Annotated in this window: 14 protein-coding genes; all 14 read left to right on the top strand. The window is 29.4% G+C overall.

The genetic code is table 11. The features are described from left to right. The first annotated feature begins 17 nt into the window (after positions 1-17). On the top strand, positions 18-575 hold the full coding sequence (gene frr, locus EG57_RS0213150; RefSeq protein WP_032077651.1) for a ribosome recycling factor: 558 nt from the start codon (positions 18-20) through the stop codon (positions 573-575). 152 nt (positions 576-727) lie between these two features. Beyond that, positions 728-1,432, top strand: coding sequence for an isoprenyl transferase (locus tag EG57_RS0213145; protein WP_242859854.1), 705 nt, complete (start codon positions 728-730; stop codon positions 1,430-1,432). 75 nt (positions 1,433-1,507) lie between these two features. Next, complete coding sequence (locus EG57_RS0213140) at positions 1,508-2,305, top strand: phosphatidate cytidylyltransferase (RefSeq protein WP_032077649.1); 798 nt, start codon at positions 1,508-1,510, stop codon at positions 2,303-2,305. Positions 2,306-2,584: 279 nt separating this feature from the next. Beyond that, positions 2,585-3,739 carry a 1-deoxy-D-xylulose-5-phosphate reductoisomerase gene (dxr, locus tag EG57_RS0213135; protein ID WP_032077648.1) on the top strand — a complete coding sequence of 385 codons (1,155 nt, stop codon included), beginning with the start codon at positions 2,585-2,587 and terminating at the stop codon, positions 3,737-3,739. A 49-nt stretch (positions 3,740-3,788) separates the two neighbouring features. Then, positions 3,789-4,799, top strand: coding sequence for an RIP metalloprotease RseP (gene rseP / locus EG57_RS0213130; protein ID WP_032077647.1), 1,011 nt, complete (start codon positions 3,789-3,791; stop codon positions 4,797-4,799). A gap of 115 nt (positions 4,800-4,914) precedes the next feature. Then, positions 4,915-5,964 (top strand): flavodoxin-dependent (E)-4-hydroxy-3-methylbut-2-enyl-diphosphate synthase, encoded by a 1,050-nt coding sequence (gene ispG / locus EG57_RS0213125; RefSeq protein WP_032077646.1) that lies wholly within the window; start codon positions 4,915-4,917, stop codon positions 5,962-5,964. Between the two features lie 219 nt (positions 5,965-6,183). Next, on the top strand, positions 6,184-6,648 hold the full coding sequence (gene rimP / locus EG57_RS0213120) for a ribosome maturation factor RimP (protein ID WP_032077645.1): 465 nt from the start codon (positions 6,184-6,186) through the stop codon (positions 6,646-6,648). 17 nt (positions 6,649-6,665) lie between these two features. Further along, on the top strand, positions 6,666-7,772 hold the full coding sequence (gene nusA, locus EG57_RS0213115; protein WP_032077644.1) for a transcription termination factor NusA: 1,107 nt from the start codon (positions 6,666-6,668) through the stop codon (positions 7,770-7,772). A 23-nt stretch (positions 7,773-7,795) separates the two neighbouring features. Next, entirely contained in the window at positions 7,796-8,065 is a 270-nt protein-coding gene (gene rnpM / locus EG57_RS0213110; RefSeq protein WP_032077643.1) for an RNase P modulator RnpM, read from the top strand. Beyond that, complete coding sequence (locus EG57_RS0213105) at positions 8,055-8,369, top strand: ribosomal L7Ae/L30e/S12e/Gadd45 family protein (protein WP_032077642.1); 315 nt, start codon at positions 8,055-8,057, stop codon at positions 8,367-8,369. The genes rnpM and EG57_RS0213105 overlap by 11 nt, the downstream gene beginning before the upstream one ends. 17 nt (positions 8,370-8,386) lie before the next feature. Beyond that, positions 8,387-10,474 (top strand): translation initiation factor IF-2, encoded by a 2,088-nt coding sequence (gene infB / locus EG57_RS0213100; RefSeq protein ID WP_032077641.1) that lies wholly within the window; start codon positions 8,387-8,389, stop codon positions 10,472-10,474. A 74-nt stretch (positions 10,475-10,548) separates the two neighbouring features. Then, positions 10,549-10,914, top strand: a complete 366-nt coding sequence (gene rbfA, locus EG57_RS0213095) for a 30S ribosome-binding factor RbfA (RefSeq protein ID WP_032077640.1) — start codon at positions 10,549-10,551, stop codon at positions 10,912-10,914. Next, positions 10,901-11,860, top strand: coding sequence for a DHH family phosphoesterase (locus tag EG57_RS0213090; RefSeq protein ID WP_032077639.1), 960 nt, complete (start codon positions 10,901-10,903; stop codon positions 11,858-11,860). The genes rbfA and EG57_RS0213090 overlap by 14 nt, the downstream gene beginning before the upstream one ends. A 21-nt stretch (positions 11,861-11,881) precedes the next feature. Continuing rightward, positions 11,882-12,757 carry a tRNA pseudouridine(55) synthase TruB gene (gene truB, locus EG57_RS0213085; protein ID WP_032077638.1) on the top strand — a complete coding sequence of 292 codons (876 nt, stop codon included), beginning with the start codon at positions 11,882-11,884 and terminating at the stop codon, positions 12,755-12,757. The last annotated feature ends 1 nt before the right edge of the window (position 12,758 follow it).

Raw genomic sequence — 12,758 nt, 5'->3', positions numbered from 1 at the left:
ATAAGGAGGTATTTTCTATGATAAAAGATATAATGAAAAAAGCAGATGAAAAAATGAATAAAACTGTTGAATCCTTAAAAAGGGAATTAGCTTCTATGAAGGCAGGAAGAGCTAATCCTGCTATGCTAGATAAAATAGAAGCAGAGTATTATGGAACCATGACTCCAATAAATCAACTTGCAAACATATCAGTTCCAGAACCAAGGGTGCTTGCTATACAACCTTGGGATAAAGGATCATTTAAAGCTATTGAAAAAGCTATATTAAAGTCTGATTTAGGAATTAATCCATCTAGTGATGGAGAAATGATTAGACTTGTTATTGCAGAACTTACAGAGGAAACAAGAAAGAATATTGTTAAAAATATAAAAAAAGATGGCGAAGATTCAAAAGTTGCTATTAGATCAATTAGAAGAGATTGTAATGATAAAATAAAGGCCTTTAAAAAAGAAAGTGATATATCAGAAGATGAAATTAAAAAGGCTGAAGATGAAATACAAAAAAAGACAGATGGTTTTATTAAGCAAATAGATAAAGTTGTGGAAGCTAAAGAAAAAGAAATTATGTCATTATAATTGTTCAAACCTGCGAATCCGCAGGTTTTTATTAACATATTAAGTTTAATTGTTATATTATACTTATGAATGGAGAATAGGATATGTTAAGTTTTTTTAAAGTTAAAAAGGATAATGAAAATAATACTGAAAATGATAAAATAAAAATTGATATGAACAATATTCCAAAACATATAGCTATAATAATGGATGGAAATGGAAGATGGGCAAAGGAAAGAAAACTTCCAAGAACTATGGGACATAAAGCAGGGGTAGAAGCTATAAGAGAAATTGTTAAGGAAGCAAGTGCATTAGGAGTAAAGTATTTGACTTTGTATGCTTTTTCAACAGAAAATTGGAAAAGACCTTCTGATGAGGTTAATGCACTTATGAATTTACTTGTTCAATATTTAAAAAAAGAATTTAAAGAATTAAATGATAATAATGTCATTATAAATCATATAGGAGACATATCAAAATTACCATCAGCTTGTCAAAAAGAATTAATTGATGCTTATAATAATACAAAAAATAATACTGGACTAATTTTAAATTTAGCTTTAAATTATGGTGGAAGAAACGAGATAATTCGTGCATTTAATCTTATATATGAAGATATAAAATCACATAAATTGAGTGAAAAATCTATAGATGAAACTGTTATATCGAAATATATGTATACTAGTAATATGCCTGATCCAGATTTAATAATAAGGCCAAGTGGTGAACAGAGACTCAGCAACTTTTTATTATGGCAGTGCGCTTATTCAGAATTTTGGTATTCAAATATAAAATGGCCTGATTTTGGAAAAGAAGATTTGCATAAAGCAATATATGATTATCAAAATAGAAATAGAAGATTTGGAGGAGTAAAATAAAATTTGAAATTTATCTAAATCTTATTTGAATTGATAGTCATAGGATAAAAAACATATAGCTTAGGAGATGATGGCGTGAATAATAGATATATTGGAGCAGTTATATTAGCACCTTTTCTTATATTTTTATTTTTAGGAGGAGTATATTTAAAGTTTGCAGTTATGCTTTTATCTTTATTGGGAATGTATGAATTTTATAAGGTAGTTGAAGAAAAAAACATTAATGCTATAAGTTTAATAGGATATCTATTATGTATAGTTTATTATATAAGTTTAAATGTAGAGATTAATTTAAAGTTTACGTTTTTTACTATTATAATAACTGTATTTATTCTAATGTGTATACCTGTATTGAATTTAAAATATAATTTCATAGATGTGTCTATAACTATATTTGCTTTCTTGTATATAGCTGTGTTTTTTAGCTTTATTGTATTAGTAGACAATAAGCCTTATGGAAAATATTTGGTGTGGATTATATTTCTTGCTTCTTGGCTTTGTGATACTTTTGCCTATTACACAGGTAAGGCTTTTGGTAAAACAAAATTGTGTCCAAAAGTAAGCCCTAAGAAGACTGTAGAAGGTTCATTAGGTGGAATTTTAGGAAGTACTATATGCTGTGGCATATTTGGATTAGTACTTAATTTAAAAGGAATTAATATACCTGCATATAATTTCTTTATTATTGGTGCACTTTGTGGTAGTATTTGTCAGCTAGGAGATCTTACAGCATCATCAATAAAGAGGTATGTGGGAGTAAAAGATTATAGTAATTTGATTCCTGGACATGGTGGAATATTAGATAGATTTGATAGTATATTATTCTCATCTGTTGTTGTATATTATTACTTAACATTTGCAATAGGAATGTAATGAAATAAAATTTTATATATAAATTAGTAAATAAGAGCATACTACAATGTGAATTTTTATAGAATGTTTAAAATTCCACTGTAGTATGCTTTTTGTATGGATTATATTTTAAAATTTTGTAGACAATATTTATGATTACTTTATTTTGAGATATAAATATGATATAGTTAATCGTGTTACTAATTGAAATTAATGTAGGTAATGTTTAAATAAATGTGAAAAAATTACTTGACAGTACTTATTTTAATGGAAATTTAACATATGTAGGGAGATGATGGCATGAAAAATATAGCTGTACTTGGAGCAACAGGATCTATAGGAACGCAAACTATGCAAGTTATAAGACAACAGAATGAAGAGTTTAAATTAATAGCTGTTTCAGCTAATACTAGTTCACATAAAATAATAGATGTTATTGAGGAATTCAAACCACTTTATGCGGTACTAATGAATAAAAATGCTTTTAATGAGGTTAGAAGATATTGCAGTGATAAAAAAATAAATACGGAAATACTATTTGGAATAGAAGGGCTAAATACAATAAGTACATTACCAGAAGTGGACATGGTAATTACATCTGTAGTTGGTATGATTGGATTAACTCCAACATTAAAAGCAATTCAAGCTGGAAAAGATATAGCTTTAGCTAATAAAGAAACTTTGGTAGCAGCAGGTAAATTAGTTATGTCTGAAGCAAAAAAACATAAAGTGAGAATATTACCTGTAGATTCTGAACATGGAGCTATTTTCCAATGTTTGCAAGGCAATGACAAATCATCAGTAAGCAAAATATTACTTACTGCTTCAGGAGGACCATTTAGGGGAAAAAGAAAAGAAGAACTTTTAAATGTTACTGTAGATAATGCACTAAAACATCCAAGATGGAAAATGGGAAGGAAAATATCTATTGATTCAGCTACTCTTATGAACAAAGGGTTAGAGGTTATAGAAGCTCATTGGCTTTTTGATGTGAATTATGATAATATTCAAGTTATAGTTCATCCTGAAAGTATAATACATTCCATGGTTGAGTATGTAGATGGGAGTGTTATAGCACAATTAGCTAATGCAGATATGAAATTGCCAATACAATATGCTTTAAATTATCCTAAACGTCAACAATGTGTAATAAAAAAGTTGAATTTTTATGATTTAAAGAGTTTAAGTTTTGAAAAGCCTGATATAGATACTTTTAAACCTTTAAAACTTGCATATGAAGCAGGTAGTACAGGTGGAACAATGTCAGCTATATTAAATGCTGCTAATGAAGCTGCAGTAGAACTTTTTTTAAATAAGAAAATTGGATTTTTAGATATAGGAAACATATTAGAAGAATGTATGAATAAATTTGAATCAAAGGAAAATTATGATTTGGAAGATATACTAGAAATAGATTCTAAAGTAAAAGAATATGTTAGTAGTAAAGTATATTAAATAAAAAATAATTTATAGATAATTGTAATCTATAAAAGGAGGAGTGCGTTTGTATATTATAGCTGCCATTATAACTTTTGGCATTTTGATTTTAATCCATGAGCTTGGCCATTTTACATTGGCTAAACTAAATGGTATTAAGGTGGAAGAATTTGCTATAGGCATGGGACCACAAATATTCAAAGTAAATGGAAAAGAAACTTTGTATTCGATTAGAATACTTCCTATAGGTGGGTATGTAAAAATGCTTGGAGATGAGGGTGAATCTACAGATCCTAGAGCATTTAATAATAAAAGTCCACTTCGTAAGCTTAGCGTTGTTTTAGCAGGTCCAGTAATGAATTTTATATTAGGTATAGTACTCTTTGCTATTATAGCTGCAGGTAAAGGTTATTTATCTCCAATAGTTGACAAAGTAGTTCCAAACCAACCAGCGGCTGTTATGGGAATAAAATCTGGAGATAAAATAGTTAAAGTTAATGGATCAAAGATTTTAACATGGGAAGATTTTGTAACTGGAGTATATACTTCAGCAGGAAAACCTATGGATATAACTTATATACGTAATGGGGAAACGAAAAGTGTAAAAGTTACACCAGTAAAGGATACAAAAGAAAATAGGTTTATGGTTGGAGTTTATCCTACAGCGGTTGAAAAACCAACTATAGGTCAGTCTATTTCTTATGGATTTACTGAAACTAATTCTTTAATAAAACAAACTTTTTCTTTCATTAAATCAGCTTTTAAGGGAAAAGTAAGTAAAGATGATTTTGGTGGACCAGTAACTATAATAAAACTTTCAGGAGCAGCTGCTAAAGCTGGAATTTTAACTCTCGCTGCATTTGGTGCTTATATAACAGTGCAACTTGGAATATTTAATCTTTTACCAATTCCAGCATTGGATGGTGGATATATATTCTTATTCTTATTTGAGCTGATTACGGGGAAAAAAGTAGATCAAAATAAAGTTGGAGTTATAAATTATGTAGGTTTTGCATTACTTATGGGGTTGATGGTTTTAGTTACTATAAAAGATATACTTTATCCTATTAAGTTTTAGCATAAATTAACATATAAGCAGAGTACTCTGAATTAGAATTTTATATTGGGAATGGAGAGTGTCTTCATTCTCAATTTTAAGTTTTTACATTATAATTTTTGTAGGAGATGAACATATGGATAGAGTAAAAACTAAAAGAATTAAAGTTGGGAATACCTTCATTGGTGGGAATTCTAAGATTGCAGTTCAGTCTATGACTAATACAGATACTAGGAATGTAGAACAAACAGTGAAACAAATAAAAGAACTTCAAGAAGCTGGGTGTGATATAATAAGATGTGCTGTACCAGATATAGAAGCTGGTGAGGCTATAAAGAAAATAGTTAAAGATATAAATATTCCTTTAGTATCAGATATACATTTTGATTATAAATTAGCATTGAAATCTATAGAAAATGGAGTATCAGCGCTTAGAATAAATCCTGGAAATATTGGAAGTATAGATAGAGTAAGAGAAGTGGCTAAAGCAGCTAAGGGAAAAAATATACCTATAAGAATAGGAGTAAATTCAGGTTCTCTTCAAAAAGACATATTAAATAAATATGGTAAGGTTTGTGCAGAAGCTTTAGTAGAAAGTGCTTTAGAGCATGTTAATATTTTGGAAAGCGTAAATTTTGATGATATTGCTATATCTATAAAATCTTCAAATGTAATTCAAATGATAGAAAGCTACAGGATGATATCAAGAAAAGTAAGTTATCCACTGCATCTTGGGGTTACTGAAGCAGGAACTATTTGGAGAGGAACAATTAAATCTAGTATTGGAATAGGGACTCTTTTGTCAGAAGGTATAGGAGATACTATAAGAGTATCCTTAACAGGAAATCCAGTTGAAGAAGTTAAAGTTGGAAGAGAAATATTAAGATCTTTAGCTTATCTAAATGAAGGAATAGAATTTATTTCTTGTCCTACTTGTGGAAGAACTAGAATAGATTTAATAAAAATAGCAGAAGAAGTTGAACAAAGATTAAGTAATTGTAATAAAAATATCAAAGTAGCTGTAATGGGTTGTGTGGTGAATGGACCAGGAGAAGCTAGAGAAGCAGATATAGGTATAGCTGGTGGTAATGGTGAAGGTCTTATATTTAAAAAAGGTGAAATTATTAAAAAGGTAAATGAGAAGGATTTAGTAAATGAACTCTTAAAAGAAATTGAAAGTATGTAGATGGCTTATACCAGTTGTTAACTTTTTCTTGAAATAAGGAAAACAGTGTGTTAAAATGAATTTGGGGAATCTACAGAAGTTTATTGAAATTGTAGAGTGGGTTTACAAGCCCGCTCTTTCTATTTGTAAAAAACGCAGCGTTAGTTGCGTTTTTAAATTAGAGCAAAAAAATTATTTTTTATGAAAAATTGCAGAAGATACAGATAAGGAGGGATTATGATGAATAAAAAAATTTTAATAGATGAACTTACAAATTTAATAAAGCCAATAGTAACTGAACTAAGTTATGGTTTATATTATTTAGAATTAGTAAGAGAAGGAAAAGATAACTATCTAAGAATATATATAGATAAAGAAAATGAAGCAATATCACTACAGGACTGCGAAAAAGTAAGTAGGGCAGTTAGTGATATGTTAGATGTAAAAGATCCTATTAAAGAAGGATATTATTTAGAAGTTTCTTCACCAGGAATAGAGAGAATTCTGCATACAGATGAACATTTACAAAAATATACTGGAAATGATGTAGCAGTTAATATATCTGGATTATTAAATGGAAAGAAAAAATACGAAGGACAATTAGTAAATTTTAATAATGAAGAGATAAATATAAAGGTTGAAGATGAGGAAGTATCTATTCCTAGGGAAAAAATTTCAAGAGTTAATTTAAAAGGTGAATTTTAAGGAGGTTAAATTGAAAAATGAATCAGGAATTTATTGAAGCCTTAAAAGAAATAGTGAAAGAAAAAGGAATTAGTGAAGATTTATTATTTATGACTATAGAGGATGCATTAGTTGCTGCATACAAAAAAAATTATGTAAATCAAGGCGGAAACAATCAAAATGTTAAGGTTACAATGAATAGAGAAAATGGAGAAATTCATGTTTATTCTCAGAAAACTGTAGTTGATGAAGTGTCTGATGAAATAAATGAAATTTCTTTAGAAGAAGCTAAAAGTATAGATCCAAATTACGATATAGAAGATGTAGTTAGTATAGAAGTTACACCTAAAAAATTTGGAAGGGTAGCTGCTCAAGCTGCTAAGCAAGTTGTTATACAAAGAATAAAAGAAGAAGAAAGAAGAATTGTATACAATGATTTTATAGAAAAAGAAGATGACATAATAACAGGGTCAGTAATAAGAAAAGATAAAAACAATGTACTTGTAGATCTTGGTAAGACAGAAGCTGTTCTTGGACCAAATGAACAAATGCCTGGAGAAAAATATAATTTTAATGACAAAATAAAATTATATATTGTAGAAGTTAAAAATACTACAAAAGGTGCTCAAATAGTAATATCCAGAACACATCCAGGTCTTGTAAAAAGATTATTTGAACTTGAAGTTCCTGAAATATTTGATGGTACAGTTGAAATAAAATCTATTGCAAGAGAAGCAGGGTCTAGAACTAAAATAGCTGTAAGTTCAAATGATGAAAATGTAGATCCAATGGGAGCCTGCGTTGGGCCAAAGGGAATAAGGGTTCAAAATATAGTAAATGAACTTAAAAATGAAAAAATAGATATTATCAAGTGGAGTAAGTTACCAGAAGAATATATAGCGAATGCTTTAAGTCCTGCAAAAGTAATAGATGTCACTTTAGATGAAGAAAATAAGTTTGCTCAAATTGTAGTTGATGATAATCAATTATCACTAGCAATAGGAAAAGAAGGCCAAAATGTAAGATTAGCAGCAAAACTTACAGGATGGAAAATAGATATAAAAAGTAAGTCTCAGGTAGAAACTGTTACTGAAGTAGAAAGTATTTCTGAAGCAGAAGATATTTCTGATGAAGAGGATATCTAAATTTTAGGTGAGGTGGTTATAATATGAAGATGAAGAAAATGCCACAGAGAATGTGCACAGGATGTATGGAGATGAAACCTAAAAAAGAGCTTATAAGAGTGGTAAAAAGTAAAGAAGATGAAGTGACTGTAGATTTAACAGGCAAGAAGAATGGAAGAGGAGCTTATATTTGTAAGAGCATTGAATGTTTAGAGAAGGCTTTTAAAAGTAAGAAGCTTGAAAAAAATCTTGAAACTAAGATAAGTGAAGAAATTTACAATAGATTAAAGGAAGAGATAGAGAATGGAAAATAAGTTTTTTCAATTTCTAGGATTAACAAAACGTGCAGGAAAAGTATTAGAAGGATATAATAAATGTGAAGATGCTTTGAAGAGAAGAAAAGCATATCTAATTATAATATCAGAAGATGCATCACAAAATACAGTGGATAAATTTCTAAATTATAGTGAGAAATATCAAATTTCTATTTTGCAAGGATATAATAAAGAAGATTTAGGAAAAGCTTTAGGTATGGCAGAAATAAAAGTTTTAGGTGTATCTGATAAACGAATGAGTGAAAAGTTGCTTGTCTTATGGAAAGAATGTAGAAAAAATTAGTTTCGGGGGTGAATACTTTGTCAAAAATAAGAGTTTATGAATTAGCAAAGGAACTAGGAATATCAAGTAAAGAATTAATTGGTATTCTTTCTAGTGAGTTTGGTATAGAAGTTAAGAATCATATGGGTGTTATTGAAGATGAAGATGCAGAATTAATAAAAGAGCTTTTTGCAGAAAAAGAGAAAGAAAAAGCATCAGATCCAAGTGATACCATAGAAGAGAAGTATGAGGATTTAGCTGAGGAAAATCTAAAAAAAAGCATAAAGGTAACCAAAATTAAAAATAAGAACAAAGAAAACAAAGGTCAACAGGGTTCTGAAGAAAATGGTGAAAGTAATGAAATTGAGAAAGTTATAGAAATAGATGAAACTATAACAGTAAAGGAAATATCAGAGAAAATTGGTAAGCCTACTACAGAAGTTATTAAACAGCTTATCTTTATGGGAGTAATGGCAGCTATAAATCAAGAAATAGATTTTGATACTGCAGAAAAATTAGCAGAAAAGTTTGATGTTTTAGTAGCTAAAAAGGAAAAGGATATAGATAAAGAAGCTGTAGAACAAGAAGAAGATGATGATGATGATAATGATTTACAAAAGAGACCTCCAATTATAACAGTTATGGGTCATGTTGATCATGGTAAGACATCTTTATTAGATGCAATAAGAAAAGCAAAAGTTACATCTACAGAAGCAGGCGGAATTACTCAGCATATTGGTGCATACACTGTAACTATAAATGGAGAAAAAATAACATTCCTTGATACACCTGGACATGAAGCTTTTACTTCTATGAGAGCAAGAGGTGCTCAAATTACAGATATAGTTATACTTGTAGTAGCTGCAGATGATGGAATAATGCCTCAAACAGTTGAAGCTATAAACCATTGTAAAGCTGCTAATGTTCCTATGGTAGTTGCTATAAACAAAATGGATAGACCAGGAGCTAATCCAGATAGAGTTAAGCAAGAATTAACTGAACATGGATTAGTAGCAGAAGATTGGGGCGGAGATGTAATATGTGTACCTGTATCTGCGCATACAAAAGAAGGAATAGATACATTACTAGAAATGGTGCTTTTAACAGCTGAAATGCAAGAATTGAAAGCTAATGCTAGTAGAAATGGTAAAGGAACAGTAGTAGAATCTAAGCTTGACAAAGGAAGAGGAGCTGTAGCTACATTGTTAGTTCAAAATGGTACTATACATGTTGGAGATTCTATAATAGTAGGATCTACTTATGGAAGAATAAGAGCCATGTTTGATGACAAGGGTAAAAAAATCAAATCAGCAGGACCTTCTATACCAGTAGAAATACTTGGATTATCTGAAGTACCAGCAGCAGGAGATAGATTCCATCAGGTAAAAGATGAAAAAACTGCAAGAGAAATGGCTGATAAGAGAAAAGAAAAAGTAAGAGCTGAGTATTTACAATCAACTCATAAAGTTTCTCTTGAAGATTTATATAATCAGATACAAGAAGGAAAAGTTAAAGAATTAAATATAATAGTTAAAGCTGATGTTCAAGGATCTATAGAAGCTTTAAAACAATCTCTTCAAAAGTTATCTAATGAAGAAATAAAAGTTAGAGTTATACATGGAGCAGTTGGTGCAATAACTGAAACAGATGTTACTCTTGCATCTGCATCTAATGCTGTAATTATAGGATTTAACGTAAGGCCTGATAATAATGCAACAGCAGCAGCAGAAAAAGAAGCTGTAGATATAAAAACTTATAGAGTTATATATAATGCCATAGATGATATAAGAGCAGCTATGATTGGAATGCTTGAACCAGATTACAAGGAAGTAGTACTTGGAAAAGTTGAAGTAAGACAGGTATATAAAATATCTAATGTAGGAACTATTGCAGGATGCTATGTAACAGATGGAAAAATTGTTAGAAATAGCAGTGTTAGAGTCATAAGAGATGGTATAGTAATATTTGAATCAGAGCTTGCATCTTTAAAGAGATTCAAGGATGATGTTAAAGAAGTGGCATCAGGCTATGAATGTGGTCTTTCTGTTGAAAAGTTTAATGACATAAAAGAGGGAGACGAAATAGAAGCTTATACTATGGAAGAAGTTAAAAAGGATTCACTTTAATTTAAAAATATTAGGAAATTGAGAATTAAAAGTAGTTATGTCATATATACTATGTAAGAATGAGGTGATATTATATGGCTAAATATAGAAGTGGTAGAATAAATGAAGAGATGAAAAGAGAAATAAGCACTATAATTCAAAATGATATAAAAGATCCAAGATTAAGTGCTATGATAAGTGTTACTAAAGTAGATGTGACAAAAGATTTGAGATATGCCAAAGTATACGTAAGTATTTTTGGAAATGAAGAAGCTAAAAACAGTACATTTGAGGCTTTAAAGGGTTCAGCTGGATTTATTAGAAGAGAAATTGGTCATAAAATAAATTTAAGATATACACCAGAAATACTTATAGAATTAGATAATACTATAGAACAAGGTATGCATATAGATGCACTTTTACACAAAATAAAGGAGAAAGAGCATCATGATAATGAATAATATTTTAAAAAAAATAAAGGAAAGTAATAGAATAGCTATTACTTTCCATGAATCTCCAGATGGAGACTCATTGGGGTCTGCTCTTGCTTTGATGCAGGGGCTTAATAAGCTTAATAAGGAAGTTTATATACTTTCTAAAGAAAAAGTGCCAGAATCTTTTTCTTTTTTACCTTGTTCAGAAGAAATAGATGGATTGAAGCATGAAGTTATTAATGAAACCCAATGTGTAATAGTTTTAGATTGCGGCGATGTAAAAAGAATAAATGCAAATTTAGATTTTGAAAATAGGAAGTATACATTAATTAATATAGATCATCATATGTCAAATGAATTATATGCAGACTTAAATTATGTAGATACGAATGCCGCAGCAGTAAGTGAAATTGTTTATCAAATGCTTAAAATTATAGGTATAAATATCACTAAAGATATGGCAGTGTGTTTATATACTTCATTGATTACAGATACAGGAGCTTTTAAATATTCATCAACTACTTCAGTTACACATGCTATAGCAGGAGATTTAGTAAATACGGGTATTGACTTTAGCGAAATTCATAGAATTATATATGAAAATAAAAATTTTGAGAGAATAAAATTTTTTGGAAAAGCTATTGAAAAAATGGAGTTGGTTGGAGATAAAATATGTGTGATAACTATTACAAAAGATATGTTATTACAAAATGGAAATGCAAAGGATACTGATACATCTGATATTATAGCTTTTGCTATGCAAATAGATACTGTAGAAGTAGCATTGCTTATAAAAGAAACTGAAGCAGGTATAAAAGCAAGTCTTAGATCTAAATCAAAGGTGGATGTAAGAAAAATTGCAGAAAAATTTGGTGGCGGTGGACATATAAAAGCTTCTGGTTTAGCTATGAATGATAAAACTGTAGAAGAAGCAAGAGAGCTGATAATTAATGAAGTAGAAAATTTATTATAAACAGAAAAAGAGTTGATATATATGGATGGAATATTAAATATTAATAAACCTTTAGGAATGAGTTCTTTTGATGTAGTAAGAAAAGTAAAAGCTATTGCTAAAACTAAAAAAGTAGGTCACACAGGTACTTTAGATCCGGAAGCTTCAGGAGTACTTCCTATATGTATAGGAAATGCTACTAAGCTTGTAGATTATATAATGAGCGATTATAAAATATATAGAGTAGAATTGATGTTAGGAATTACCACAGATACTTATGACAGGGAAGGAAAAGTAATTAAAAATTCTCCTGTAGATTTAGAGGTTGAAGAGGTTAAAAAGGTTATTAAAGAATTTGAAGGAAATATAGATCAAATTCCTCCTATGTATTCTGCTTTAAAAGTCAATGGACAAAGATTGTATTCTTTGGCCAGACAGGGAATAGAAATAGAAAGAAAACCTAGAAGTATAACTATACACAGCATAAATATAATAGATGTTCAATTGCCTAAAGTGATATTTGAAGTAAAATGTTCTAAGGGTACATATATAAGAAGTTTATGCTATGATATTGGAGAAAGACTTAAGTGTGGAGGCACTATGTGGAATCTTCAAAGGACTAGAACAGGAAGTTTTAATATAGAATGTTCAGTGGATTTGGATAAATTAAATATAGAAAATATTAATGAATATTTAATTTCAATGGACAGAGCTTTAGAAAAATACCCTGCAGTTTACATAGATGAAAAATATGAAAAGCTGTTGCTTAATGGCGTTACTCTAAAAAATCCCATGTTAATTGAAAACATAGAAATGGATATATTATATAGAGTTTATTTGGGAAAAGAAAAATTTATTGGTATTGGTATGAAAAAGAGTTTTGGATTTAAAATGACAAAACTATTAATTCAGAGGTAAT

The sequence above is a fragment of the Clostridium drakei genome, assembly GCF_000633595.2.
Taxonomy (GTDB): domain Bacteria; phylum Bacillota; class Clostridia; order Clostridiales; family Clostridiaceae; genus Clostridium_AM; species Clostridium_AM drakei.
Note: the sequence above shows the minus strand (reverse complement) of the source record. Positions and strands in the feature narration are given on the sequence as shown.

Coding starts and splice junctions, on each gene's coding strand:
- rnpM (WP_032077643.1), top strand. CDS start 7,796: ATGAAGATGAAGAAAATGCCACAGAGAATGTGCACAGGATGTATGGAG.
- nusA (WP_032077644.1), top strand. CDS start 6,666: ATGAATCAGGAATTTATTGAAGCCTTAAAAGAAATAGTGAAAGAAAAA.
- dxr (WP_032077648.1), top strand. CDS start 2,585: ATGAAAAATATAGCTGTACTTGGAGCAACAGGATCTATAGGAACGCAA.
- ispG (WP_032077646.1), top strand. CDS start 4,915: ATGGATAGAGTAAAAACTAAAAGAATTAAAGTTGGGAATACCTTCATT.
- EG57_RS0213105 (WP_032077642.1), top strand. CDS start 8,055: ATGGAAAATAAGTTTTTTCAATTTCTAGGATTAACAAAACGTGCAGGA.
- rimP (WP_032077645.1), top strand. CDS start 6,184: ATGAATAAAAAAATTTTAATAGATGAACTTACAAATTTAATAAAGCCA.
- EG57_RS0213090 (WP_032077639.1), top strand. CDS start 10,901: ATGATAATGAATAATATTTTAAAAAAAATAAAGGAAAGTAATAGAATA.
- EG57_RS0213145 (WP_242859854.1), top strand. CDS start 728: ATGAACAATATTCCAAAACATATAGCTATAATAATGGATGGAAATGGA.
- truB (WP_032077638.1), top strand. CDS start 11,882: ATGGATGGAATATTAAATATTAATAAACCTTTAGGAATGAGTTCTTTT.
- frr (WP_032077651.1), top strand. CDS start 18: ATGATAAAAGATATAATGAAAAAAGCAGATGAAAAAATGAATAAAACT.
- rbfA (WP_032077640.1), top strand. CDS start 10,549: ATGGCTAAATATAGAAGTGGTAGAATAAATGAAGAGATGAAAAGAGAA.